29 protein-coding genes are annotated in these 23,715 nt (G+C 49.5%); 9 read left to right on the forward strand and 20 right to left on the reverse strand.

From position 1 onward, the window contains the following. Positions 1–5: 5 nt before the first annotated feature. A complete protein-coding gene (locus CWI70_RS03945) occupies positions 6–854 on the forward strand; it encodes an acyl-CoA thioester hydrolase/BAAT C-terminal domain-containing protein (protein WP_126770748.1) in 849 nt (282 codons plus the stop codon). 135 nt (positions 855–989) lie between these two features. Next, positions 990–1,682, forward strand: a complete 693-nt coding sequence (locus tag CWI70_RS03950; protein WP_126770749.1) for a hypothetical protein — start codon at positions 990–992, stop codon at positions 1,680–1,682. A 12-nt stretch (positions 1,683–1,694) separates the two neighbouring features. Here the strand turns inward: CWI70_RS03950 and CWI70_RS03955 are convergent, their stop codons facing one another. From CWI70_RS03955 to CWI70_RS03965, 3 genes are read right to left on the reverse strand one after another with little or no spacing between them, the layout of a single operon-like run. Beyond that, the gene (locus tag CWI70_RS03955) at positions 1,695–2,027 is read right to left on the reverse strand and encodes a YnfA family protein (protein ID WP_126770751.1); all 333 of its coding nucleotides are present in this window, start codon (positions 2,025–2,027) and stop codon (positions 1,695–1,697) included. A gap of 16 nt (positions 2,028–2,043) precedes the next feature. Beyond that, positions 2,044–2,481, reverse strand: a complete 438-nt coding sequence (locus CWI70_RS03960; protein ID WP_126770753.1) for a nucleoside deaminase — start codon at positions 2,479–2,481, stop codon at positions 2,044–2,046. A gap of 33 nt (positions 2,482–2,514) precedes the next feature. Beyond that, on the reverse strand, positions 2,515–3,132 hold the full coding sequence (locus tag CWI70_RS03965) for an FMN-binding negative transcriptional regulator (RefSeq protein ID WP_126770755.1): 618 nt from the start codon (positions 3,130–3,132) through the stop codon (positions 2,515–2,517). A gap of 147 nt (positions 3,133–3,279) precedes the next feature. On the opposite strand from CWI70_RS03965, the gene dbpA reads away from it, so the two are divergent. Beyond that, on the forward strand, positions 3,280–4,695 hold the full coding sequence (gene dbpA, locus CWI70_RS03970) for an ATP-dependent RNA helicase DbpA (RefSeq protein WP_126770757.1): 1,416 nt from the start codon (positions 3,280–3,282) through the stop codon (positions 4,693–4,695). Between the two features lie 13 nt (positions 4,696–4,708). Here the strand turns inward: dbpA and rluF are convergent, their stop codons facing one another. Further along, complete coding sequence (gene rluF, locus CWI70_RS03975; protein ID WP_126770759.1) at positions 4,709–5,641, reverse strand: 23S rRNA pseudouridine(2604) synthase RluF; 933 nt, start codon at positions 5,639–5,641, stop codon at positions 4,709–4,711. A gap of 81 nt (positions 5,642–5,722) precedes the next feature. Between rluF and CWI70_RS03980 the strand changes: the two genes are divergently transcribed. Both CWI70_RS03980 and soxR read left to right on the forward strand, forming a co-directional pair. Further along, the gene (locus CWI70_RS03980) at positions 5,723–6,070 is read left to right on the forward strand and encodes a VOC family protein (RefSeq protein ID WP_126770761.1); all 348 of its coding nucleotides are present in this window, start codon (positions 5,723–5,725) and stop codon (positions 6,068–6,070) included. Positions 6,071–6,275: 205 nt separating this feature from the next. Next, entirely contained in the window at positions 6,276–6,707 is a 432-nt protein-coding gene (soxR, locus tag CWI70_RS03985; RefSeq protein ID WP_126770763.1) for a redox-sensitive transcriptional activator SoxR, read from the forward strand. Here soxR and CWI70_RS03990 read toward each other — a convergent pair. The 3 genes from CWI70_RS03990 to CWI70_RS04000 form a co-directional block, all read right to left on the reverse strand. Continuing rightward, complete coding sequence (locus tag CWI70_RS03990) at positions 6,688–7,806, reverse strand: serine hydrolase domain-containing protein (RefSeq protein WP_157980860.1); 1,119 nt, start codon at positions 7,804–7,806, stop codon at positions 6,688–6,690. The genes soxR and CWI70_RS03990 overlap by 20 nt on opposite strands. Positions 7,807–7,868: 62 nt before the next feature. Then, positions 7,869–8,330 (reverse strand): GNAT family N-acetyltransferase, encoded by a 462-nt coding sequence (locus tag CWI70_RS03995; RefSeq protein ID WP_126770767.1) that lies wholly within the window; start codon positions 8,328–8,330, stop codon positions 7,869–7,871. A 17-nt stretch (positions 8,331–8,347) separates the two neighbouring features. Further along, positions 8,348–8,866: a GNAT family N-acetyltransferase gene (locus CWI70_RS04000; RefSeq protein ID WP_126770769.1), complete on the reverse strand. Its 519-nt coding sequence runs from the start codon at positions 8,864–8,866 to the stop codon at positions 8,348–8,350. 89 nt (positions 8,867–8,955) lie between these two features. Between CWI70_RS04000 and CWI70_RS04005 the strand changes: the two genes are divergently transcribed. Continuing rightward, a complete protein-coding gene (locus tag CWI70_RS04005) occupies positions 8,956–9,645 on the forward strand; it encodes an aspartate/glutamate racemase family protein (protein WP_126770771.1) in 690 nt (229 codons plus the stop codon). 78 nt (positions 9,646–9,723) lie between these two features. On the opposite strand, the gene CWI70_RS04010 is transcribed toward CWI70_RS04005, so the two are convergent. After that, the gene (locus CWI70_RS04010) at positions 9,724–10,329 is read right to left on the reverse strand and encodes a peroxiredoxin (protein ID WP_126770773.1); all 606 of its coding nucleotides are present in this window, start codon (positions 10,327–10,329) and stop codon (positions 9,724–9,726) included. Between the two features lie 52 nt (positions 10,330–10,381). Continuing rightward, positions 10,382–10,720 (reverse strand): Grx4 family monothiol glutaredoxin, encoded by a 339-nt coding sequence (locus CWI70_RS04015; RefSeq protein ID WP_126770774.1) that lies wholly within the window; start codon positions 10,718–10,720, stop codon positions 10,382–10,384. 264 nt (positions 10,721–10,984) lie between these two features. Between CWI70_RS04015 and sodB the strand changes: the two genes are divergently transcribed. After that, positions 10,985–11,566: a superoxide dismutase [Fe] gene (gene sodB, locus CWI70_RS04020; protein ID WP_126770776.1), complete on the forward strand. Its 582-nt coding sequence runs from the start codon at positions 10,985–10,987 to the stop codon at positions 11,564–11,566. Between the two features lie 64 nt (positions 11,567–11,630). Here sodB and fadR read toward each other — a convergent pair whose 3' ends face one another. Then, positions 11,631–12,341: a fatty acid metabolism transcriptional regulator FadR gene (gene fadR / locus CWI70_RS04025; RefSeq protein WP_126770778.1), complete on the reverse strand. Its 711-nt coding sequence runs from the start codon at positions 12,339–12,341 to the stop codon at positions 11,631–11,633. 166 nt (positions 12,342–12,507) lie between these two features. Here fadR and dsbB point away from each other — a divergent pair, with 166 nt between their 5' ends. Further along, on the forward strand, positions 12,508–13,026 hold the full coding sequence (gene dsbB, locus CWI70_RS04030) for a disulfide bond formation protein DsbB (RefSeq protein WP_126770779.1): 519 nt from the start codon (positions 12,508–12,510) through the stop codon (positions 13,024–13,026). Here dsbB and CWI70_RS04035 read toward each other — a convergent pair. From CWI70_RS04035 to CWI70_RS04080, 10 genes are all read right to left on the reverse strand, one after another. Then, entirely contained in the window at positions 13,023–13,484 is a 462-nt protein-coding gene (locus CWI70_RS04035; protein ID WP_126770781.1) for a YcgN family cysteine cluster protein, read from the reverse strand. The genes dsbB and CWI70_RS04035 overlap by 4 nt on opposite strands. After that, positions 13,477–14,130, reverse strand: a complete 654-nt coding sequence (locus tag CWI70_RS04040; RefSeq protein ID WP_126770783.1) for a fumarylacetoacetate hydrolase family protein — start codon at positions 14,128–14,130, stop codon at positions 13,477–13,479. Before CWI70_RS04040 ends, CWI70_RS04035 begins: the two co-directional genes overlap by 8 nt. Before the next feature lie 11 nt (positions 14,131–14,141). Next, positions 14,142–15,125: a lytic murein transglycosylase gene (locus tag CWI70_RS04045; protein WP_126770785.1), complete on the reverse strand. Its 984-nt coding sequence runs from the start codon at positions 15,123–15,125 to the stop codon at positions 14,142–14,144. Then, positions 15,122–15,385, reverse strand: a complete 264-nt coding sequence (locus CWI70_RS04050; RefSeq protein ID WP_126770787.1) for a YcgL domain-containing protein — start codon at positions 15,383–15,385, stop codon at positions 15,122–15,124. Before CWI70_RS04050 ends, CWI70_RS04045 begins: the two co-directional genes overlap by 4 nt. A 3-nt stretch (positions 15,386–15,388) precedes the next feature. Further along, positions 15,389–16,546 (reverse strand): ribonuclease D, encoded by a 1,158-nt coding sequence (gene rnd / locus CWI70_RS04055; RefSeq protein WP_126770788.1) that lies wholly within the window; start codon positions 16,544–16,546, stop codon positions 15,389–15,391. Further along, positions 16,543–18,237, reverse strand: coding sequence for a long-chain-fatty-acid--CoA ligase FadD (gene fadD, locus CWI70_RS04060; RefSeq protein ID WP_126770790.1), 1,695 nt, complete (start codon positions 18,235–18,237; stop codon positions 16,543–16,545). The genes rnd and fadD overlap by 4 nt, the downstream gene beginning before the upstream one ends. A 61-nt stretch (positions 18,238–18,298) precedes the next feature. Then, a complete protein-coding gene (locus CWI70_RS04065) occupies positions 18,299–19,204 on the reverse strand; it encodes an alpha/beta fold hydrolase (RefSeq protein WP_126770792.1) in 906 nt (301 codons plus the stop codon). A gap of 2 nt (positions 19,205–19,206) precedes the next feature. Next, positions 19,207–19,773, reverse strand: coding sequence for a Slp family lipoprotein (locus tag CWI70_RS04070; RefSeq protein ID WP_126770794.1), 567 nt, complete (start codon positions 19,771–19,773; stop codon positions 19,207–19,209). A 14-nt stretch (positions 19,774–19,787) separates the two neighbouring features. After that, the gene (tsaB, locus tag CWI70_RS04075) at positions 19,788–20,510 is read right to left on the reverse strand and encodes a tRNA (adenosine(37)-N6)-threonylcarbamoyltransferase complex dimerization subunit type 1 TsaB (RefSeq protein ID WP_126770796.1); all 723 of its coding nucleotides are present in this window, start codon (positions 20,508–20,510) and stop codon (positions 19,788–19,790) included. Further along, complete coding sequence (locus CWI70_RS04080; protein ID WP_126770797.1) at positions 20,507–22,441, reverse strand: DNA repair helicase YoaA; 1,935 nt, start codon at positions 22,439–22,441, stop codon at positions 20,507–20,509. The genes tsaB and CWI70_RS04080 overlap by 4 nt, the downstream gene beginning before the upstream one ends. Positions 22,442–22,806: 365 nt before the next feature. On the opposite strand from CWI70_RS04080, the gene hisG reads away from it, so the two are divergent. Further along, on the forward strand, positions 22,807–23,715 hold the full coding sequence (gene hisG, locus CWI70_RS04085; protein WP_126770799.1) for an ATP phosphoribosyltransferase: 909 nt from the start codon (positions 22,807–22,809) through the stop codon (positions 23,713–23,715).

Raw genomic sequence — 23,715 nt, forward strand, 5'->3', positions numbered from 1 at the left:
CAACCATGAAAAAGTTAATTACACCAACCCTATTGGTGGGGCTTCTTACGGCCTGTAGTCAGGCGCCATCTCCCGATTTACACAAGCTCTATATCAACGATGAGCAAGCGCACCCGTTGGTGGTGCTGCTTGGTGGCAGCGACGGTGGAAATTATTTTGCTGCACCACAAATGAAGCCCTTGCTCGAGCGTTATCATGATTACGGCTTTTCGGTCGCTTCACTTGGCTATTTCGGCACAGAAAATACGCCCGATAAACCGCGAGAGCTTTCGTTAGAGGCGATTAATGAGAGGATTGCCCTACTGGCAGCTGACCCGGCAGTTAAAGATGAATGCGTTGTTCTTCTCGGCTTTTCCAAAGGCGCCGAGCTGGCGTTACTGCTAGGTAGTCACTTTGATACCGCCAATCATATCGTCGCAGCCTTCCCTAGCCACGTTGCTTGGAATGCGGTGAAAAGCCCGTCCAGCCAATCAGGGTGGCGTTTAAACGGTGAGCCCTTAGCCTATATCGACGCGCCGTTAGTCTCCTTTGACATGCTTTCGGGCATGATCACCGGCGAGTACGTCGACGCCTTCAACGATGCCCTGGCTGAAGCTTCACCCGCCGACATCGACGCAGCCCGGATTCCGGTTGAGCAGATTCAAGGATCGGTCACGTTGGTTTCAAGTAAGCAAGACCAGATATGGCCTTCGTACGACATGGCTTTGCAAATCGAAGAACACCTCAAGCAACACGATTATTCCCAGCCGACCTTACACATTGCCCTTGAAGGTGACCATTACAGTTATGATCGCGACACCATGCATAAGGTGTTATCGCAGCTAAAAGAGGTGATGAATCCTGACTGCGGATAGTTTCACTGGCTCGCCTTGATGACATGCTACGCGGAACGTTAATTGTCGACAATTATAACGGACATAAGGCTTTTTAATTAAATTTTTAATTGGTTAAACTGTATATTGTCGACAAACAAACAACGGACAACCCGTATGAACCTCTACACTCTTACCGGCTTACTCAATTCCATCCTTATCGTCGTTAGCCTTATTGGCGTATATGCTCAGCTGAAAACGATCTGGGTTCGAAAACAGCAAAACACCTCCACCGGCGAGGCGACTTCGCTATTATCGCTAAATCAGTTTTCCGTTAGTTTCCTCGCCTATCTCTCATTTTTTGTTTACGGCTACTCGATTTATCCATTTAACCATTACATTGTATGGCCCCGCTTAACGGCCGCCTTGCTCGTGGGCATGATTCTTTTTGAAATATGGCGAGATCGCAAGACTAAGGCGTCGTTTGTAACCTTTACAGTAGCTTTAGCGTTAGTGTGTCTGGCGACCATAGGCTTACTGCTTGGTAAAACGATTGCAGATCAGGGGCGTTACATTTCAACCACGCTTATTATTGTTATTTCGGTGATGATCGCCCAAGGTTACTACCACCAAATCAAATTGATTTATAACTCTGGCAACACCGGCGCAGTTAACATTCGAATGAGCCAATTCATTTTATTGATGGATGTATCGACGATCGCATTTGCGCTAACAATGGGTTTTGCAGATGGTTGGCCGCTACTCGTTTTAGCTATCACCAGTGCTATAACTAAATTGGTGATCATGTATTTATTCCGTTGGGTGAGAAAAAGCCCGTTAGCCAAACAACGGCGCAGTCTATCGACTTAAACCATATAAAACTCACGCCCTAAAACTACCCAACACAATAATCGCCATGCCAGCCAGCGCAACGCTGCCGCCGAGCCAGTCATAAAACGTCAAGGTTTGCTTGTCGACGGCGTAGAGCCAGACTAATGCAGTGGCGACATAGACTCCGCCGTAAGCCGCATATACACGGCCGCTTGCTGTAGGGTGAAGGCTGAGTAACCAAACAAATAAAGCTAGGCTAAAGGCTGCGGGGATCAACAACCATGCCGAGTACCCTTTCTTCAACCAAAGGTACGGCAAATAACAGCCGACAATTTCGGCCAGTGCGGTAATGATAAATAACAAACCCGTTTTCAGTAGAAGCACTTAGGTTCTCCGTGGCTTATTCGCCGATATCTTCAAACCAAAGTTCGGGCTTCTCTGCAATAAAGGTCGTCATCAGCTCAATACAGGTTGGATCTTGAAGCACGTCAACCTTAACACCGGCCATGCGCAGTCGCTCTTCCGCGCCCATGAAGGTTTGGTTCTCACCCACTATAACGTGCGGAATTCCGTACAGCTCAATCGCGCCCGAGCACATGCAACACGGTGATAACGTCGTATAAATCACACATTCTTTGTAAACCGATGCAGGCTGACGTCCGGCATCAGCAAAAGCATCCATTTCGCCATGCAAGATAGGGCTACCACTTTGCACGCGGCGATTATGGCCGCGGCCAATGATCTTACCGTTATGCACTAACACCGAACCAATCGGTACCCCGCCCTCTGCGAGTCCTTTCTGCGCTTCTTCAATCGCCGCTTGCATGAATTTGTCCATAGTCATTCCTTTTATAGTTTCAAATAAAGCGTATCAATTATTACCTAAGCCAAGCTTTCGCTTTTTCATATAAGCCGCCAGTGCTCGATCATCGGCATGGTCACTACTACAAAGCGCAGCATAAACACCCTGTTGATCCTCTTTTTTACGGTGTTGTCCGAGCTTTTCTTTGGCATGAATGTCATCGATCTCGATTTTAAAGCCAACGACAGCTTTACGTAGCCTCGCTTGGTAGTCTTCTGGCATAACATCGTTGGCTTCCAAGAGCTCAGGCTCATACTTGCGCACAAGCTGCTGCATTGCTTGTGCATTTTCGCTCTCATTTAACAGAGTCAGCACGCCATAACAATGCACCGCCGCATAGTTCCACGTCGGGACCGCAGGTCGTGAGCTGTACCATGTCGGCGAAATGTAGGAATGAGGTCCGTTGAATAGCACCATCACCCGCTTTCCCTCGGCAACTTCCCAGTGTGGATTTGCGCGCGCAAAGTGCCCGTACAAACAGCCAAACGCGCCCTCGTCGGGCGCCAAAATAAAGGGAAGATGCGTGGCGTTTAAGTTATCGGATACAAGCGCGCCAAAACCAAATTTTGAAATAAATTCAGCGATGGCTTGTGCGTCCGTCATTGCCATTTTTGTCGGAATATACATAGCTACCTTTTTTAATTTGACTCGACGAAACTTTAAATGAATTAACAGCATTATGAGTGGTGCTCTGCTATACTAGCACGCTATTTTTTGCGCATTGTGCGCAATTTGCGCCTGACGATGCGCCCGCCGAAGAAGTGAACTAACACCATGTCTGAAACAACACCTCCAAACACGCCAGAAACGGCGCCAAGCGTACGCGAGTTCGCAGAATTAAAGCTTAGCGACGCTCTACTGAGCAGCTTGAACGAAGCGAAGTTTACTGAAATGACGCAGGTGCAAGCCTACAGTTTGCCGAAAATTTTGCGTGGTGAAGACGTAGTGGTTCAGGCCGAAACCGGTTCAGGCAAAACGGTGGCCTTTGCTTTGGGGTTATTGAGCAAACTCGATACCGAATCTTTTGCACCGCAAGCGTTGGTGCTCTGCCCGACCCGCGAGCTGGCCGAGCAAGTCGCCGAGGCGATTCGCAAGCTGGCCAAGGTTATGGGCAACGTCAAAGTGTTGACCTTGTGCGGCGGTGCGCCGTCGAAAGTGCAAGCGGCGTCGCTCGAACATGGTGCGCACGTATTGGTGGGTACGCCTGGCCGCGTGCTTGATCACTTGCAAGCGCAGCGTTTAGATCTGGCGCGGTTGCAAACCTTGGTCCTCGATGAAGCCGATCGTATGCTTGAAATGGGCTTTCAGGACGAACTTGCGGGCATTATTGCGAAAACGCCAAGCATTCGCCAAACCTTGTTGTTTAGCGCAACCTACCCGCAAGGCATTCGTCAATTGACGAAACAAGTTTGCAATGATGCTGAGATCATTAAAGTTGCGGCTAGCCAAACGCAAATTTCAATTCAGCAACGCTTTTATCAGCTCGATGACGTGGTGCCTGCGCAAGCCGTGCGGGCTCTATTGCTCGAGCTGCAACCCGGCAACTGTATGGTGTTCTGCAACACCAAGGTCGAGACCCAGAACATTGCTGATGCGTTAAAAAGCAAAGGCTTCAGCATCCTTACGTTGCACGGCGATATGGAACAAAAAGACCGCGACCAAACCATGGTGCAATTCGCCAACGGCAGTGGTCGTGTATTAGTTGCCACCGACGTGGCCGCGCGTGGTTTAGATATTGCTGAGCTCGACCTCGTCATCAACGTTGGTATGGCGCACGACATCGCCACGCATACCCACCGTATCGGTCGTACCGGGCGAGCTGGAGCTGAAGGTCTGGCGGTGACGCTGATTGGTGGTAAAGACGACTTCAAGATGCGCTTACTTGAAGATACGCTGTCAGCGCCGATCAAATTACGCGAACTGCCTGCGCTAAACACCAGTACAGCGCCATTAACCGCAGAGTTTGTGACCTTGCAACTGAATGGCGGCAAAAAGCACAAGCTTCGCCCAGGCGATATCGTCGGTGCGTTAACCCGTGATAAGAAACTGAGCGTTGATGACATTGGTAAAATCAAGGTGCAAGCGCAGTGGGCTTACGTGGCGGTCAAGTCGGCCAAGGTGAATCATGCCCTGGCCTTAATCAACAATGACAAGATTAAAGCGAAGCGTTTTCGGGCATGGGCGTTGTAACACGCCCGTCACTTTAATCTTCGGCGGGCTTGTTCAGCTTTAGCTTACGACGGCTTGCGCCAGCTTCTTGAGGCTTTTTAGCGTGTCGAGATTGTGCCCAAGGCGACTCTGCTTTGGTTTCAGCTCGCTTACCACGCGGCGCAGGCTTGAGGCCATCTTTACCCACATTTTTTTGTTTAACTTTCTGCGGAGGCTTACGGCGACGATGGCCTTCTGGCGCTTCCGAAGATGAGTGCTCTATCGACTTCATCAGCTCGCTCATTTCGCTGTCAGTTAGGTTACGCCACTGGCCCGGCTGCAAGCGCCCAAGACTGACATTCATAATCCGCACGCGCTCAAGCTTACGGACTTCGTAGCCAAAGTATTCGCACATGCGGCGGATCTGGCGGTTCATACCTTCGATCAAAATCATGCGGAAGGTGAACTGTGACTCTTGGCGTACCTTACACCTTTTCGTTTTAGTCCCAAGAATTGGCACGCCACCAGCCATACCTTTGATAAAGTCAGGCGTAATCGGCCTATCGACCGTCACCACGTACTCTTTTTCGTGTCGATTCCCGGCACGCAATATTTTGTTGACCAAATCGCCGTTACTGGTTAGAAAAATCAGCCCCGATGAGTCTTTATCTAACCGCCCAATCGGAAAAATACGGCTCTTATGCCCGACAAAATCGACCATATTTTTCGGCTCGGAAGAGTCGGTGGTACTAACAATGCCAACGGGTTTGTTGAGCGCAATAAAGACAAACTTTTCTTTATCGGTCGGCTTAATATTGCGACCGTTCACCAGAACTTCATCGCCAGGCATCACTTGATCACCTAGCACCGCAGGTTTGCCGTTGATTTTGACCACACCTTGCTCGATAAAGCGATCCGCTTCACGCCGCGAACAAAAACCGCTTTCGCTGATAAATTTGTTTAACCGCTTTCCTGCCGACTCAGGCATAAAACCTCTGTTTGTGCTGCTAAGAATAAGAAACCATGGCTATACTCAACTTCTAAATACACGCAAGAAGGAATAAAACCGATGGCTAGTGTATCAATTAATTACGTAGAGCTACCAGCAACAAACATCGCAGCCACGAAAAAGTTCTTCAGTGAAGCTTTTGATTGGCGTTTTGTCGATTATGGCCCTGACTATGCATCGTTTCTGGGCGCCGGTCTCGATGGGGGCTTCTACACCTCAGAACTTAGTGCCACCACCGCCCAAGGCAGCGTGCTCGTCGTGCTCTACAGCCCGAAGCTAGAACAAGCGCAGCAATCAGTTGAAGAAGCTGGCGGCACCGTGATTAAGCCGATTTTTGAGTTCCCTGGTGGCCGCCGCTTTCACTTCACTTGCCCCAGCGGCAACGAATACGCCGTCTGGTCAGAATAAGCACCACAATTACTTGTGCGCCATCAGCGCATTAAAGTAACGGTAAAACGCCGCTTTCTTTTTCATATCGGGTTGCGTTTCTTGCTGAGTTGAATGCAGTTTTTTCATGGCATGTCTCCTTTTGATAGATGATTTGCTTAACATCTTTGATTAATAACAAGGAGCATGCTAAAACCTAAACCAAGGTTTAGGTAAAGAGTTTTTTATGGATTTATCAGTAGGTCAGATTGCCGAGCGTTGCGGGGTCAATGTCTCAGCGATTCACTTTTACGAGCGCAAGGGGCTTATTCATAGCTCGCGCAGCACTGGTAATCAGCGGCGCTTTGGCCGCGAGGCTATTCGCCGAGTATCTATTATTAAAGTCGCGCAGCAGCTTGGGATCAGTTTGGAAGAGGTCGCAGAAGTCTTCGAGCCATTACCGAAATTTGGCGCACCGAGCAAAGCAGATTGGCAAAGCGTTGCTGAGCAATGGCAGCAACGCTTACAACAACGCATCGCAAAACTTCAGCGGCTCAAAGATTCGCTCACGGGCTGTATTGGTTGTGGCTGCCTCTCCATGACTGCGTGCCCGCTTTATAACGCGGACGACAAGCTCGCCCAGCAAGGCCCCGGCCCAGTTATTTTGGAGCGCTCGTAAAAATCGCGCTGGCTTTTTGGAACACAACCGATTCCTCGATGGCGGGTCGATCGAGCGGATTGCCCCACCACAAGCCTTCGTTGTTCGCTAAAACAACAACGGTGATGCCGCGCTCAGGGAACTTAATGTAGGCTGCGGTGAAGCCGATTTCTTCGTCCCAGCCTGAGTGCCAAATGATTTTTTCACCATCAACCCACTGAATATATCGACCATAGGCGTAAGGGATCTTTTTACCTTCGGCGGTGATGTATTCGGTGGTGGTGTGCGCCATAAACTCAGGCGACAAGATTTTGCCCGAATCTAAAGCAATATCAAAACGTGCAATATCACCTGCGGTCGAGCTGACGCCAGCACCACCGGCCATATGGCGTTCTGGGCTCCGACGGTAAACGTAGTGGTTGTCTTCAATACCGTAGCCGCGCGAACGACGGAAAAATACGTCCATGCGCTGCTCGTCCCATAAACCTGCCATGGAGTCCTTCATGCCTGCTGGCTCAAATATCTCTGTGTTGATGGCCTGCGCGAGCTCGTTATGGCGACCTTCCGCCATGGAGATAGGATTACCCCGCTTCGCTTCAAGAAACCGCGATAAACGCGAGTAGAAAATCGAATTGTAGAAAAAGTTACTGTCGACTTGGCCGTTCACTACGTGGTTCAAAGCATGTTTGAGTTTAAAGGTTTGGTCACACTGAAGGTTTTTGCCAAACACAATACCTGAGCCTGCCAACCACGTGCAGTAGTCCTCGAAGCCCGGCGTTGAGTTCAAGGTATCATCAAAACTAAGCTCGCCATTTTCGATCAGCTTCAAAAACGTTGCGCCGACAAAAAACTTACTCACCGATGCAATCCAAAACGGCGTTTCGGTCGTCACCGGCACCTGTCCCTCTAAATGCGAAATGCCGTGCGCTTCTTCGTAGACGATTTCACCGTCTTTCACGACCGCAACGGAAAGCCCGGGAATATGTTTCTCTTTTTTCAATTCAAGTAAAAAGCTTTCGAACGCCTGCGTCTGTTCCTCAATAGTGTTCGACGCAGGTTCAGAAGCAAATAAAACTGGGCTCAGCAGTATGGCTAAGCTCAAAAATGTGGTTTTTAGCATGTGTTCTTCTCTTTTCGTCACTCCATTCGTACCCTTAAAGTCGAGCGACGAACGAAAAAAGTTCATTCACCAGCGTGAGTTAATTTTTCCATGAGGTAATTAGTTAGCGTTTCGCCGCGAACGATAACCTGCTGCTCGCGAACAAGACGAAAACCAAAGTGCTCAAAAAAAGGTCGAGCGGTAATGCTTACGTTGGCGTAAAAGCGCGGATAGTTATGTGCAAGGAGTTTGCTCATTAAAGCTCGGCCCACGCCTTGGCCCTGGCTTGAGGCACTGCAGAAGAAATGGTCGATATAACCGTCGGCTTGCACATCCGCAAAGCCAACGATGCTGCCGTCTATCTCGGCGATATAAGGCTGATTCCGCTGCAAGCGTTCGAGCCATGCTTCGCGATCATAGCCATCAGGCGCCCATGCCGCGATCTGTGCCGCAGTGTAGTCACGCTTATTCACGTGCCGCACGGTCTCGTTGAACAGTTCGCGAAGGGCCTCAGCATCGGTCGTCTGAAAGCGGCGCAATTTCACCTTGATAGCCTTGGTGTTCACTGTTGCGTCAACCACTCAGAGCGCAACAGACTTAGCGTGAACCAGCCGAAATAGGCACCATCTTTTTTAATCGTATCGCGCGCCAAGCCTTCCACCTGAAAAGCGAACGCGTTCTGGTAGAACTTCAGCGCGCGTTGATTAAACTCAAACACGTTCAGATCAATGCGATGAAAGTTTAGTTGGTCAAACCCAAGCTTCAACAACGCCGCAAACATTGCTCGGCCATGCCCCGCTGAGCGCGCCTGCGGGTTCACCATGGCCACACCGATATGGCCAAAATCATTCTGCCGATCAATACGCGTAAAGTGCACCATGCCAACGGCTTTCCCGTCAACACAGTACTTGAAACACAGGCGCACGTCCGGGTCGCCCGAACTCTCAACAAAAAAGAGTTCAAACACCTCACGTTTCAGCGGGTAGCTAAAAGCATTTCCACAGACTTTGAAATGATCTTCCGGATCAGCAAGCCAACCTGACACTAATTCAAAGTCATCTTTCTGCAATGGAACTAACAATGCACTCTCCTACTTTCTTTCGTGATTGCAATCGCGCCGCACGCGCCCTAAGCTCAAGCAATGTAACCAGAACAAGGTGTTTGAGCAAGATGAAAACAATCGGTTTAATCGGCGGCATGAGCTGGGAATCTACGCAAACCTACTATCGCTTGCTCAATGAGCAGGTGCGGCAGCGCTTGGGTGGCTTGCATTCTGCGAAGGTTATTCTCAACAGCGTCGATTTTGCTGAAATCGAGCCTTTACAGCATCAAGGCGATTGGCAAGGCACCGCCGATATACTGGTGAAAGCCGCTCAATCACTCGAAGCGGCGGGCGCTGACTTTTTCCTGATTGGCACCAATACCATGCACAAAGTCGCGCCAGAAGTGCAAAAAGCCGTAAAAATCCCTTTGTTACACATTGTCGATGCCACGGCAGAAGCACTAAAAGCCGACGGTATCACCACCGTTGGTTTACTCGGCACCAAATTCACCATGGAACAAGCGTTCTATCGTGAACGCCTAGAGGCCCAAGGCCTAAAAGTTATCATTCCTAACGAAACTCAACGTAACTCGGTTCACGAAGTGATTTTCAAAGAATTGTGTTTAGGCGTCACCACGTCAGCGTCAAAGCTGGCTTATCTCGACATCGTAAGCGACTTACATCAGCAAGGTGCACAAGCGGTTATTCTCGGCTGCACCGAAATCGGCATGCTCATCAAACCTGCAGACACAACGGTGCCCCTCTACGACACCACCGAACTGCACGCCAACGCCGCCGTCACTTACGCCCTCAAATAAAAAAGGCCGCCCAACCGGGCGGCCTTCTATGCTTTAGACAAACAGCGAATAGCAAATAGCTAACAACGCTTTTCGTCTTTACAGCTTACCTGCGTTTTTAGAAAGGTAGTCAGCTACGCCTTTCGCGTCAGCTTTCATACCTTCGTCGCCTTCTTTCCAGCCAGCTGGGCATACGTCGCCGTGCTTCTGGTGGAAGTTCAACGCGTCAACCAAACGAATCATTTCGTCAATGTTACGGCCTAATGGCAGGTCGTTAACGATTTGGTGACGTACAACGCCGTCTTCGTCGATCAAGAATGACGCACGGAAAGCTACGCCCGCTTCTGGATGCTCAACGTCGTAAGACTTACAAATAGTGTGCTTCACGTCAGCAACCAGTGGGTATTTAACTTCACCGATACCGCCGTCTGCTTCAGCAGTGTTACGCCATGCGTTGTGCGTGAATTGTGAATCGATAGAAACACCGATAACTTCTACGCCACGCTTTTTAAACTCTTCCAAACGGTGATCGAATGCGATCAACTCAGATGGGCACACGAAAGTGAAATCAAGTGGGTAGAAGAAAACAACCGCTTTCTTACCTTTGATTTGCTCGTGCAAGTTGAAATCTTCAACAATTTCACCAGTTCCCAAAACTGCAGCTGCAGTGAAATTAGGAGCTTTACGGCCTACTAATACACCCATGTTAACTCTCCATTTTTGTTGCTTTAACTAAAAGAATCTAACGTCAAAACTATTAATCTTCAGAAGGCGCAGGATGACGCTCTGCAACTTCATTAATCAGTTCTTGCAGTTCACCCTTCTGGAACATTTCCAGAATAATATCACAACCACCAATAAGCTCACCCTCTACCCACAATTGTGGGAAAGTTGGCCAATCAGCGTAATTTGGCAATTCTGCACGAATGTCCGGATTCTGTAGAATGTCGACGTAGGCAAAAGCCTGGCCACAACTCATCAAAGCTTGCGAAGCTTGTGATGAAAACCCACAGCTTGGCAATTTAGGTGAGCCTTTCATATACAACAGAATCGGGTTTTCAGCGATCTGCTGCTTAATTTTCTCTACAGTTTCCATGCTTTCATCCTCACTTCAATAGGCATTCTCGGCAATGCGAGTTATGAATTTCAAGACAGCAAGTTTAACATAGCCAGCAACGCAAATGCAGTACATCACGCCGCCAATCGGCTGGTGTAATGACAATTAAATAATTGCCTACTACCCTTGAAATAATCTTTTCTGCCTCAATCTGAGTATATTGAGTCTGCAAGATTCGTTTTCAATGGTAAAATGAGAACGAATTCAACAAATTCACAAGAACAACGAATGGAGAGTCGAGACATGGCATTCGAATTACCAGCATTACCTTACGAAAAAAATGCATTAGAACCGCACATTTCTGCAGAGACGCTTGAATACCATTACGGTAAGCACCATAACGCTTACGTTACCAAGCTTAACGATGCTGTGAAAGGCACCGACATGGAAAGCAAGTCGCTAGAAGAGATCATCAAATCTTCTTCAGGTGGCGTCTTCAACAACGCTGCGCAAGTTTGGAACCACACGTTCTACTGGCACTGCCTGAGCCCAAATGGCGGCGGCGAGCCAACTGGCGCATTAGCTGACGCAATCAACGCTGCGTTCGGTTCATTCGACAAATTCAAAGAAGAGTTCAACGCACAAGCAGCCGGCAACTTCGGCTCAGGTTGGACTTGGTTGGTGAAAAAGTCTGACGGATCTGTTGCCATCGTCAACACCAGCAACGCCGAAACTCCGCTTACTGACGAGTCAGTGACGCCAATCATGACGGTAGATGTATGGGAACACGCTTACTACATCGATTACCGCAATGCGCGTCCAAACTACTTGAACGCATTCTGGAACTTGGTGAACTGGGATTTCGTAGCGAAAAACTTCGCTTAATTCCGATACCTTAGAATAAAAAAGCCTCGCTTATGCGAGGCTTTTTTTGTTCAGGCTTTACGCTTTATTCGATAAGGTTCGCTGGAATATCACCGCGCATACTGTGCCAAATACGGCCGGAGGCATAACCATAGTCACGCACGAGCATGGCAGCTTCATCCCGCTTCTCTTCGGTCGCAACAGCTTTTAAATCCGCGTAATACTTACGCGCCAGCTTGCGTGCTTCGGGATTTGAGAAATAGAAATTACCAATCCGCGAGTACAAGCCTTTAAAGCCATTGAGTACCAGCACGTAAATTGGATTGCCCGATGCCATGGCGAGATCGTGGTTAAGTTGGTAATCATATTCGGCGAAAGCGTCCGCAGTATCTTCTAAACCTTCAGCCTGTTCAAGAAGCTCGGCCACCCGATCCGGTGCGTTACGTACTGCTCCACGAATATAAATTGCACTGATATTGGTGCGCGCTGATAACAGCTGGTCTACCAACTGTGGCATACCGTCTTCATCAAGGCGTGCAAGGGTTTCCAGAATATTTAGACCAGACGTTTCCCAAAAGTTATTCACCCGCGTTGGCTTGCCATGCTGGATGGTCAGCCACCCGTCGCGTGCCAAACGTTGCAAGACTTCTCGCAAGGTCGTTCGGGTAACGCCGATAAGCTCTGATAATTCACGTTCAGCGGGCAAAATCGTGCCTGGAGCGAAATGCCCATTCCAGATCGATTTGACGATATACTCTTCTGCGAACCCCGCAGGGCTCTGTGCCTTGATGATCATTAACTCGCCTATTTGCTTGATAATAGCGCCTGATTTTATCAGGCTTTCCAATGGTCGGACAAGTTTTGTCGCAACAGGTTTACAGAAATCTATCGACTTCTGTGTGCAGCTTAGCTATTTTGACGCAACCAATTGTTTAACGCATAAAATACAAACGAGATAAACCATGCGCTTTCTAGCAAAACTTCCTGAACAACGCATCGCTTGGGCGTTGCTTGCCGCTACCGCTTTTGGCCTCTTTGGTACTGCGCTCTACATGCAGTATGGCATGGGTCTTGAGCCATGTGTGAAATGTATTTACCAACGCTTCGCAATTCTTATGATTGGCGTTGCGGCATTATTACCACTAATTGCGCCAAAGCTAGGGCTGGTGCGTCTCGTCGGCTTCGCCGGTTGGTTGACCGCAGCCATTTGGGGCTTTTTGATTGCCAACGAACATGTGATGACGCAACAGTCGGCAAATGCCTTTTTCGCGGTCTGCGATACCTTCCCCAACTTCCCTAAGTGGTTCGCTCTGCATCGCTGGTTCCCGGAAGTCTTTAGTGCGACAGGTTTATGTGGCGACATTAATTGGCAGTTTGCTGGCTTGAGTATGCCGGAGTGGATGCGAATTATTTTCGCTAGCTATGCTGGCGTCGGTATCGTGGTCCTATTCAGCCGCTTACTGAAATTCCGCTCTATTTAATCGCGGTCGTTTAACGGCCAAGTAACAATGCGCAACTCGAGGTCCTCATGGACCTCGTCTTCGTTTTGCACACACTGCGCTGCGCTAATACCAGCCGCAACCATCGCCGCCTGTGAGCCATCGTTCAACAACGGGTGCCAACTTGCTAAGCCACGCCCCTCGGCCAAGCGTCGATACGCACACGACGGCGGCATATAATCAAGGTCATGCACATTTTCCGGAGTGATCACCACGCAATCAGGTACATGCTTAGTGCGCTCGGCATAATTAGTGCAGCGTGCTGTTTCGGTATCGAGTAAGACACAGCTTACATCGGTGTAGTGCACGGTTTCATCGGCATCGTCGGCATCAATCAGCTTGTGTAAGCAGCATTTGCCGCAACCGTCACAGAGTGACTCCCACTCATCGTGGCTCATTTCCTCAAAGCTTTTTCGCTCCCAAAACGGTGCTTCAGTCATTGCCAATGACCTGTCCTGACCAGCGCAAGGATTGCTCCCCCAGTTGCCAACTTAACGCGAGCTCGTCATCTGGCTGCAAGGGTCCCACCCCTGCCGGGGTGCCAGTGAGCACCACATCGCCAGCTTCAAGAGTAAATACATGACTTATATGCGCAACTAATTCGGCAATGGGCATCAGCATTTGCTGCGCATCACCTTGTTGCTGCATAACACCATTCCGAGTCAGCTCAAAACTGCTTTCCTGCACGTGTTTAAGGTTTACACCGGCGTTGGTTAACTCAATCCAAGGCGCCACTACGCAAGCGCCGTCGAAAGCTTTGGCGCGTTCCCACGGATGCCCTTGCTGTTTGAGCCTATCCTGCACATCGCGCAGGGTGAGGTCGAGCGCTAAGGTTGTTGCGTCAATTGCAGCACTCGCCTCGGCAACACTCACCCGATGCAGTGGCTTGGCAATGCGCACGGCTATTTCAAGTTCGTGATGACAGGCACCTTGTTGGGTTGGGATCCGCACCGTCGGGAGCTCAGCCCAACTACTCGGTGGCTTGATAAATAATAACGGTTCGTTAGGGATAGGATTATTCAGTTCTGCTGCGTGAGCCGCATAATTGCGGCCCACACAGACGATTTTCGAGGGGCGTGATGCCATAAAAGGTAAGGTTAACGCGGAAAACGAATACGGTCAGATAAATAACCGACCGCAGCGACGAAGTAATGTGACCGATTCCAACGCATCAACGCATCATAATTTGCGTAAGCTAGGTACACACGGCCTTCTTTGTCGTCAGGAATAACTACCGCAGCTTCAATGTCCGCCCGCGTTGGCAAATCAGTACCATCGAGTTTACGCACGCCTAGGGCTTGCCACTCGGCGAGCGTCTTTTTGTTCTTGAGTTCTGCCATCGACACATCAAAATCTTCCGGCAATTGCACCTGGCGACCCCAAGTGACGTCAACGCGCCAGCCGGCATTCTTCAGGTAATTCGCCGCCGAGGCAAAAACATCACCCATCGAATTCCAAATGTCTTTGCGCCCGTCGCCGTCGTAATCAACGGCATACGCCATGAAAGAGCTTGGCATAAACTGAGTTTGGCCCATCGCACCGGCCCATGAGCCTTGCATCTGTTCAACATCGATATGGCCTTCTTCGATAATGGTCAAAGCTTGCCATAATTGGTTTTTGAAAAACTCCTCGCGACGGCCTTCATAAGCCATCGTGGTTAACGCCGACACAACATCGAAACCACCAGTGTAACCACCGAAGTTTGTCTCGATCCCCCACAGTGCAACGATAAAGCGCGGCTGAACACCGTATTTAGCGCCAACTTCTTCAAGTAGCTCTTTGTGTTCATTGTATTTCTCTACCGCTTGTTCAGCCTTCCACTCCGGTACTGCACGCGGTAAGTAGGTGTCGAGCGTAAGCTTAAACTCTGGCTGGTTTTTATCTGCACTTACTGAACGCTCGTAGAATTTCGCATTAGCAAAAGCTTTCTCGAGCGTTGCTTCGCTATAGCCCTTTTCAATCGCTTCAGCTTTGATCTTTTGTACGTAGTCAGCAAAACCGGCTTCATCGGCCGCCAATACAGCTTTAGGCGCGACCACAAAGGCCGTAACAAGGACCACTAAACTGATGAGCTTCTTCATTTTGCCAACTCCTTTTTTAGTAAATTTTCTGGCGGGGGTGGAATCTGTAGGTAAAAGCCTGGATCATCGAGGTGTTGCTTCAACTCATCAACGCTCAGTCGGGCAAGCTTACGATCAGCTTTAAGCGCAATCGTCATCACATGCTGTGGCTCGCCAAAACTTTTTGCCAGCGTGTCGGGCAACAACGAAAAATCGGCCGGATGCGCCAAATACAAATAGGTGTCCGCACGTTTCGGACTGCGATAGACGGCACACAACATGTGTTAATCGCTCTCTTTAATCAGGGCTTCAATCGATGCTCTAAGCTTAGCTCCACGCCAGCTTGCAAACAAGTCAGGTAGCGGTAATTCGTGTTGTGCATGCGATGGAATATGTACACACCAATGCAGCACATCATTGATCTGCCGACGTGAGGCGACCAGTGCTGCTGGGATAGCAAGCTCTTGCGCGACATCTTGCGCCAGCGCTTTGATTTTGTTGAACAGCACTTTGTAACCACGAATGTCGTTGATACGCTGCAGTTTGAGTTGTAACGGGCCATTTTCTTGGCCTTGACGAATGGCTTCTAGCATTTGGTCGCCGGCATAACGTATGGTCACTGACGACAACTCTTTAATGCTGTGCAACTGCCCTTTACTGCTTGGCATGCGCCGCGCGATGTCTAATAAAACATGATCTTTGGCGATAAAACCCAAAGGTAAATCAGCACTGCGAGCGCGTTGAATGCGCCAAGCAACAAGTTCACGTAAGACACTCAGTTGTTCAGGGGTGCATTGCCAGGCATTACCAAAATACAAAAACAGCCAGGTGTCAGGGATCTGTTGCGCGCGTTTCTCGGCCTGCCAAGCACTTTCCTGCAGAATCAATTCAAGTTTCTTCTGCTGCTCAGCTTGCGCCAATAATTGTGGATAAACCTCTGACAAATACAATACATCGGCCGCGGCATAATCGAGTTGCTCTTGCGCCAACGGTCGTTGCATCCAATCCGTGCGCGACTGTGATTTGTCCAGCTCAACACCCAAGCGTTGTTCAATCATTGCGGCATAGCCGAGCGCATCACCTTCACCCAGCATTGCTGAGGCGATTTGCGTGTCAAAAATGGCGTTGGGTAAGCTCCCCATGTGCAAATTGAGGATCTCGTAATCTTCGCCACCGGCGTGAATAACAAGGGTTTTCTGCGGGTCTGCGAAGAGTTGCCACAACGGCGCTAAACCATCCTCGCTGCTATCAGCATGCAATTCTACAGGGTCAATCAGCGCAATGTGATGGTCCGCTTGCACTTGCACGAGACCAAGTTTGGCATAATAGGTACGGGTGCGGACAAATTCCGTATCAACAGCAAGGAAGTCAGCCCGCTGCGCTTGCTGACAAAAGGTCAGCAAGTCATCAGGCTTAGTAATTAACTGGTACGACTGACTCACGCGTCTTTGCTCGCTCCAGCTTTGGCTTCCTCTTCGTCACGTAGTTCACGACGCAAGATTTTACCAACATTCGTTTTCGGTAGTTCGTCACGGAATTCGACAAACTTAGGGACTTTGTAACCGGTCATATTCTCGCGCGCAAAATCAATGAGCTCACGCTCGGTCAACGAATCATCTTTGCGCACAATGAAAACTTTTACGGCTTCACCCGACGAGTCATGTGGCACGCCCACCGCTGCAGCTTCCAGCACTTTCGGGTGATCCACCATAACGTCTTCAATTTCATTCGGGTACACGTTAAAGCCAGAAACCAAAATCATGTCTTTCTTACGATCGACGATTTTGAAAAAGCCATCTTCGTCCATTTTGCCGATATCGCCAGTCATAAACCAGCCGTCTTTCATGACTTTATCGGTTTCATCAGGGCGGTTTAAATAGCCCACCATCACTTGTGGACCTTGGACCTGTAGCTCACCGACTTCACCTTGCGCTACTTCTTCACCGGTGTCGGCATCGACCACACGCACTAATGTTGACGGTAACGGCACGCCAATGGTGCCATTATAATGCTCGATATCCGTTGGGTTGACGGTAACCACCGGCGAACACTCGGTTAATCCGTAACCTTCCAACAAGCGCGATTTGGTCACACGCTCCCAATGTTCTGCAACCGAACGTTGCACCGCCATACCGCCACCAAGTGCGATCTTCAGGTGCGAGAAATCAAGATCTTTAAAACCAGGGGTGTTCAGTAAGCCATTAAACAATGTGTTCACGCCGGAAATCATTGAAAACGGGTGCTTACCGAGTTCTTTTACAAAGCCAGCCATATCGCGCGGGTTAGTGATCAGAATGTTCTTACCACCGTGCTTCATAAAGGTGAGACAGTTCGCCGTTAAGGCAAAGATATGATACAGCGGCAACGCAGTGATGATGGTTTCTTCACCGTCATTCACCAAAGGTGCAACAACTGCTGAAACCTGCTCAAGGTTAGCCACCATATTACGGTGAGACAGCATAGCACCTTTGGCCAACCCCGTAGTACCACCGGTGTATTGCAAGAACGCTAAGTCGTCGCCAGACATGGTCGGGCGTTCATACTTCACTTTACTGCCTTTACTCAGTGCGTCGTTAAACTGCACCGTGCCGGTTAATGAATAACTCGGCACCATGCGCTTGACATACTTCACCACGAAGTTGACCAACCAGCGCTTCGGCGCTGGCAGTAAATCGCCAATGCTGGTGAGAATAATATGTTTCAGATCGCTTAAGTCATCGGCCACTTTCTCAAGTGTATGAGCAAAGTTATCTAAGATAACGATACCTTTAACCTTGGCATCGCTGAGCTGGTGCTTCAGCTCACGGGGGGTGTACAGAGGGTTAACATTCACCACCACCATACCAGCGCGTAAAATGCCAAATAATGCCACTGGGTACTGCAATAAGTTCGGCATCATCACAGCAACGGCGTCGCCTTTTTGTAAACCTTTCGCCTGTAGGTACGCAGCAAACTTTTTTGACTGTTCATCCAACTCGTGAAAGGACATTTCATGGTCCATGTTCACGTAAGCAGTACGATCACCGTAGGCGTTGACACTTTGCTCGAAAATGTCGACCAACGAATTAAAATGATTCGGGTCAATCTCTTCAGGGACCCCTGCCGGATAGCGTTTTAACCAAATTTTTTCCACGCGCTTGTGCTCCTGACTCATTCTATTTTTTGCCAATCATCGCATATCCGACCAGTTTAGACTAGCCGTTTTGGCCTGCCAATAACGTAGTAAAACAGCGCCACACCGCTTTCGGCTGCTCCATGTGTACATGATGCCCGCCTGGAACTTCAAGCACATTGAGTTGCGGTACCGCTTGACGCCACTCAGCCAACGCGATGTGTAAACGGTCCTTATGCCCATGCTCACCCAGTATCAAACTAAACGGGCAGCTTATCTCACTCAGTATCGTACGAATTTGCAGCGGCGTCAGGCGCATCACCGATTTGGTCCGCAACTGCCCATCAGCCCGAAACCGTAAGTCGTCGGCGGCAAGTTGTTCGATACCACGCTCGACTAACACCTCGGCAAGCTCCAAAGAAAAGTCGCCCGCCTGCGCTCGCGCCGCTACAGCCGAAGCCATGTCAGGGTAATGCGGGCGGCGTTTACCTTGCTGCTTTAGGCGACTGCGAAAACCTTGCCGTATATCATCAAGAATAGCGCTTTCTGGGCTACTTAGCAGACCGAAGGCTTCGATGCTTACTAAATGTGTAATGCGCTCTGGCTCTATCCCAGCCCACAAATTACCGACAAAAGCGCCCATCGAATGGGCCAGCACCGCGACCTGATGCCACTGCTGTTGTTCACAAATTTGGACGGCATCAAAGACATAATCCAGAAAAGGATAATAATTACCGGCGGGCCGATGATCCGAATGACCGTGGCCAGGCCAATCCAATGCCACCAGTTGGTAATCATTGACGAACTCGCTCGCAAGAAACGTTTCAGCGATGGGCAAAAAGCTATGGGCATTATCAAGCCAACCATGCAAAGCTAGAATAACTTTACCATCGCTGGCACCCCATCGCAGACCTTTAACCTGCCCCCAGCCCAGCTGAAATGAAACAGGCTCGGCAGAGTGCCGAGCCTGTGAAAAAAGTGCTGTCATCCTTAATTACTTCCGTCGTTATCCGATTTCTGCTGCGAGCGCACTGGTACTGGGTAGTACACTCGGTACGGCGGAGAGTACCAATAATGCCGATACCAAAGCGAGCTATAGTCGACTTCAGCGGTGTTCTTATCAATCTCTTTCCACAAATACTTGCCACTCACATTTAATGTAGGAAACAAGTAAGGATATTCATCAATCTTATCTTCAACTGGTGCGCCGATGGTGCCCGTAAAGGTTACACTGCGGCCTTTTTCATACACCATAGGGTCAATAAAACCGTCAATAAACGCTCGAAATCGTCCATCACTGCTATCCTCGGCAATCGGACGCCCGTAGGAATTAAGCGCATAATTAACAACTTCGATAATCGTGCCTTGGTTGTTGTTGCGAACTTCGGCAATGACTCCACCCCAACGCGCTGTTTGACCTTGCGTTGCTTCAGGGTTGTCCAAGGCTGTACTGTACTTCACCAAATTGGTATTTTCAGCGACCGCTAACTCATCGGGCACTGCCGAACATGCACTCAGGGTTAACGCTGTAAGTGCTGCCAGCCAATACTTCAACATTGTTCGTACTCCTTTTAGCTACGCCCCGGTAGCTTTTGCCAAGTAACTTCGTTACGCACATACAAAGGCTCGAGTTGCTCTGCTGATACTGCGTGAGTTTGCTCCGCCAACACCAACATGTCTTCGGCTAAGGGCAACGTCACATCATCTAGTACGTGAATTTCATTCGTCGGATTCAACGCATCGCCATAAGCTTGCCAACCGGTACCCGCTCCTACTACTTGGATACTGTGCTGTGCGCTAAGTTCACTGCCAGCCACCACCGTTGGCCACCAAGCTTGCTCAGTCACCGCGCTTAACGCAGCCATCTGCGGTGGCACTTGCTCCTGCACTAAGCCAGCTGTTACTGAGTAAGCTGCCAAGTAGACTTCGTTCATTCGTGCATCAATCGCACAAAGCACTCGTTCAGCATTATGCTTGCGTACTGCTTGCTGTGCTAAAGCTGCTAATGTAGAGACGGGATAGACTGGTAAAGTGTGACTGAAAGCTAAGCCTTGGCATATCGCAACACCAATGCGAACCCCCGTAAAACTGCCTGGCCCATAACCACAAACAATACCGTCAACTTCGGCTAAGGTAATGCCAGCTTCTGCCATGACTTCTTCAACAAAACCGAGCACACGTTGCGAGTGCTCACGAGGGGTGATCGCGGCGCGTTGATAAACCTGATCATCTACTTTTAAAGCCACCGAACATTGTTCAGTAGCGGTATCAATGGCCAGCAAGACAGCACTCATGCAGAAGTTTCTCCGTTAATTTCTTTCAAAAAATCCAGTGCTTGCGCTAAGTCACGGGTGCGACGCAACGGTGGAAGACTCGCCACAAACAGTTGTCCATAGGGTTTCGTCACCAACCGTTGATCACAAACGATCAGCACACCTCGATCACCGCTGTCGCGAATCAGACGCCCTGCGCCTTGCTTCAACGCAATCACAGCTGGAGGTAATTGTACCTGAGTAAAAGGCTCTGCTCCACGCATGCGGCAATCTTCGATCCGTGCTTGCAATAAGGGATCATCAGGCGCGCCAAACGGTAATTTATCGATGATCACACAGGTAAGCGCTGAGCCACGGACATCAACCCCTTCCCAAAAGGACGAGGTGCCCAGCAGCACACCATTGCCAGCCGTAATGAAGTCCGCCAGCAATTCTCGTTTATTGGTCGTGCCCTGCACAAATAGCGGTCGCTCGGTCAAATTCTCGAGTTGCCGCGCAACCAATTGCAACATGCGATGACTGGTAAATAACACAAAGGTACCGCCGCGCGGATTGGCATCGAGTACCTGTGTCGTGATTTGCACTAATGCATCCAGCATTTCACGTTGCTGCGGCTGTGGTAAGAATCGCGGTACGCACAACATACCTTGTTCGCTAAATGCGAATGGACTTGGTAAACATAAAGTATCGGCGCTTTCTAATCCCAATAAACGGGTAAAATGGCCGAAGTCATCGCCAATCGCTAACGTCGCCGAGGTAAAAATCCATGCGGCTTCGGACTCACGGACATAGCTACCAAACTTATCGGCAACTTGCAGCGGCGTTTGATGTAAAACCACGTGCCTTGGCGTTGTTTCAAACCAAAAGCTATACCCAGTACGCTGGGTGTTTTGCAATAACTGCCAAATATGGATGAACTGCACACAACGTTCATACAACGTATCGAGATCCTGACTGCGACCTAAAGCGCCTTTGACCACCTCGCGAAAGAATTCAAGATTCTCAGTGAGTTGCGCTGCCGCGGCTTGGATTTTTTCATCTTGCGATTGTTGCCGCCAGTTGCCACGCTGCGGATCGATTGGGAATGCCAAACGCCAATCACGTAAACTCCCCAGCAACTTGTCCGCCGCTTTATCTAACTGGCGTAAATCCTTTAATTCGGTCAGATAGATGGTCTTCGCGTCTTGCGCCATTTCACTTAATTGGCGACTGCCGAGAGCTTCACCGAAGTACTGGCTCGCGATATCGGGAAGTTGATGTGCTTCATCAAACACCAGTGCATCAGCATGAGGAATAAGTTCACCAAAGCCGACATCTTTAAGCGCCATGTCGGCAAAAAATAAGTGGTGATTAACCACCACAATATCAGCTTCGAGAGCACGCTTACGCGCTTTCACAAGATAACAGTCATCGTAGCTAGGACAATCGCGTCCTAAACAATTATCAACAGTGCTCGTAACCTGCGGCAATACTTCGGCGTCTTCGGGCAAGCTACTCAAACCACCGATATCGCCATCTTCGGTGCGTAACGCCCAGCGCTTAACTTCAATCACCTGTTTTTGCACTGCCAACGATAAATCATTGCCCTGTGCTTGGGCCTGCTCAAGACGATGAATACAAAGGTAGTTGCTGCGCCCTTTCAATAGGCTAACTTGTTTATCCGGCGCAATAGCGTCACGTAACGCTGGCAAATCGCGGTGGAACAATTGTTCTTGCAAAGCTTTCGTACCGGTCGAAATCATCGCGCGGCCCGAACTCTTTAAAATCGGCACTAAGTAAGCGTAAGTTTTACCAGTACCGGTTTCTGCTTCGACGACCAACTGCCCTTTCTTTCGCAACGTCGCAGCGATTGCTGCCGCCATCTCTGTCTGCGCAGGACGCGGCGCAAAACCAGGTAAGGCTTTCGCCAAGGCGCTATCGGGCTGAAAATAGGAGGTTACTTGCTGGGTCATGAAGGTGTGTCTACGGCACTGGTGAACTTTAGCCGCTAGGTTAGCGTAATCATGTCAAAATGGCTATGCAGCGATGGTTAAAAATGGTGGTAGCAAAGTTATACAACTTGCCATACAAGAAATCACAAAAACCAGCAAAACCAAGGTTGAAAGGCTTTTTATAAAACTATACAATCCTTATCAACATTGAGTCATGTAGACGAAGTAGGAACATTTTATGCGTTATACAACTTGGCACCACCATCATTTCGGACATTTGAGTTAGCCTCGTTGTAAACGCGGAAGGCTAACACGTTGGTGGTTGCCTTCATCACATTGAAACCCCGAAAGGCAACCTTTCGGGGTTTTTTATAGGAGATTTATTCATGGTTGTAGATACCAACTCAAAACGCTTAACCATTGCGATTCAAAAGTCAGGCCGACTAAGCAAAGAGTCGATTAAGTTACTCGAAGCCTGTGGCGTAAAATTCACACTACACGAGTCGCGTTTGCTTGCGCACAGCAACAACCAACCCATTGACCTGCTTCGTGTGCGCGATGATGACATTCCGGGCTTGGTCATGGATGGCGTGGTTGACTTGGGTCTGGTTGGCGAAAATGTTTTGGAAGAAGTTCGCCTTGAGCGCGTTGCTACCGAGCTGCCTGCCGAAGTTACCCGTTTGCGCTCCCTTGAGTTCGGCCAGTGCCGCCTGTCACTAGCGGTGCCAAAAGAAGACGCCTACCAAGGTGTGCAAGACCTTGCGGGTAAACGTATCGCCACGACCTACCCTTACCTGTTGCAAGACTATCTGAAAAAGCAAGGCGTCAATGCCTCCACCGCTATACTTACGGGTAGCGTAGAAGTCGCACCGCGTGTAGGGCTTGCCGACGCCATTTGTGATCTGGTTTCAACCGGAGCGACCCTTGAAGCCAACGGCTTAGTCGAAAAAGATGTCATCTTTACCAGTCAAGCACAGTTGATTCAACGACCGGAGCCTTTGAACGCCGACAAGCAAGCCATGGTGGATCAGTTGTTGCCGCGCTTAGATGGTGTACAAAAAGCTCGCGAGAGCAAGTACATCATGCTACACGCGCCGCGCAAAGCGCTTGAGCAAGTCTCAGCGTTATTACCCGGTGCCGAAGACCCAACAATTTTGCCACTCAGCCACACCGATGAGCTGGTGGCCGTACACGTGGTCAGTACTGAAACGCTATTCTGGGAAACTATGGAAGAACTGAAAGCGATTGGGTGTAGCTCAATCCTTGTGTTGCCAATCGAAAAAATGATGGGGTAA

Origin of the sequence: Pseudidiomarina homiensis, assembly GCF_003987225.1 — a bacterium.
In the GTDB taxonomy this organism is placed as follows: Bacteria; Pseudomonadota; Gammaproteobacteria; order Enterobacterales; family Alteromonadaceae; genus Pseudidiomarina; species Pseudidiomarina homiensis.

Coding starts and splice junctions, on each gene's coding strand:
- CWI70_RS03945 (WP_126770748.1), top strand. CDS start 6: ATGAAAAAGTTAATTACACCAACCCTATTGGTGGGGCTTCTTACGGCC.
- CWI70_RS03950 (WP_126770749.1), top strand. CDS start 990: ATGAACCTCTACACTCTTACCGGCTTACTCAATTCCATCCTTATCGTC.
- CWI70_RS03960 (WP_126770753.1), bottom strand. CDS start 2,481: ATGGACAAATTCATGCAAGCGGCGATTGAAGAAGCGCAGAAAGGACTC.
- CWI70_RS03965 (WP_126770755.1), bottom strand. CDS start 3,132: ATGTATATTCCGACAAAAATGGCAATGACGGACGCACAAGCCATCGCT.
- dbpA (WP_126770757.1), top strand. CDS start 3,280: ATGTCTGAAACAACACCTCCAAACACGCCAGAAACGGCGCCAAGCGTA.
- rluF (WP_126770759.1), bottom strand. CDS start 5,641: ATGCCTGAGTCGGCAGGAAAGCGGTTAAACAAATTTATCAGCGAAAGC.
- CWI70_RS03980 (WP_126770761.1), top strand. CDS start 5,723: ATGGCTAGTGTATCAATTAATTACGTAGAGCTACCAGCAACAAACATC.
- soxR (WP_126770763.1), top strand. CDS start 6,276: ATGGATTTATCAGTAGGTCAGATTGCCGAGCGTTGCGGGGTCAATGTC.
- CWI70_RS03990 (WP_157980860.1), bottom strand. CDS start 7,806: ATGCTAAAAACCACATTTTTGAGCTTAGCCATACTGCTGAGCCCAGTT.
- CWI70_RS04005 (WP_126770771.1), top strand. CDS start 8,956: ATGAAAACAATCGGTTTAATCGGCGGCATGAGCTGGGAATCTACGCAA.
- CWI70_RS04010 (WP_126770773.1), bottom strand. CDS start 10,329: ATGGGTGTATTAGTAGGCCGTAAAGCTCCTAATTTCACTGCAGCTGCA.
- CWI70_RS04015 (WP_126770774.1), bottom strand. CDS start 10,720: ATGGAAACTGTAGAGAAAATTAAGCAGCAGATCGCTGAAAACCCGATT.
- sodB (WP_126770776.1), top strand. CDS start 10,985: ATGGCATTCGAATTACCAGCATTACCTTACGAAAAAAATGCATTAGAA.
- fadR (WP_126770778.1), bottom strand. CDS start 12,341: ATGATCATCAAGGCACAGAGCCCTGCGGGGTTCGCAGAAGAGTATATC.
- dsbB (WP_126770779.1), top strand. CDS start 12,508: ATGCGCTTTCTAGCAAAACTTCCTGAACAACGCATCGCTTGGGCGTTG.
- CWI70_RS04035 (WP_126770781.1), bottom strand. CDS start 13,484: ATGACTGAAGCACCGTTTTGGGAGCGAAAAAGCTTTGAGGAAATGAGC.
- CWI70_RS04040 (WP_126770783.1), bottom strand. CDS start 14,130: ATGGCATCACGCCCCTCGAAAATCGTCTGTGTGGGCCGCAATTATGCG.
- CWI70_RS04045 (WP_126770785.1), bottom strand. CDS start 15,125: ATGAAGAAGCTCATCAGTTTAGTGGTCCTTGTTACGGCCTTTGTGGTC.
- CWI70_RS04050 (WP_126770787.1), bottom strand. CDS start 15,385: ATGTTGTGTGCCGTCTATCGCAGTCCGAAACGTGCGGACACCTATTTG.
- CWI70_RS04065 (WP_126770792.1), bottom strand. CDS start 19,204: ATGACAGCACTTTTTTCACAGGCTCGGCACTCTGCCGAGCCTGTTTCA.
- CWI70_RS04070 (WP_126770794.1), bottom strand. CDS start 19,773: ATGTTGAAGTATTGGCTGGCAGCACTTACAGCGTTAACCCTGAGTGCA.
- tsaB (WP_126770796.1), bottom strand. CDS start 20,510: ATGAGTGCTGTCTTGCTGGCCATTGATACCGCTACTGAACAATGTTCG.
- CWI70_RS04080 (WP_126770797.1), bottom strand. CDS start 22,441: ATGACCCAGCAAGTAACCTCCTATTTTCAGCCCGATAGCGCCTTGGCG.
- hisG (WP_126770799.1), top strand. CDS start 22,807: ATGGTTGTAGATACCAACTCAAAACGCTTAACCATTGCGATTCAAAAG.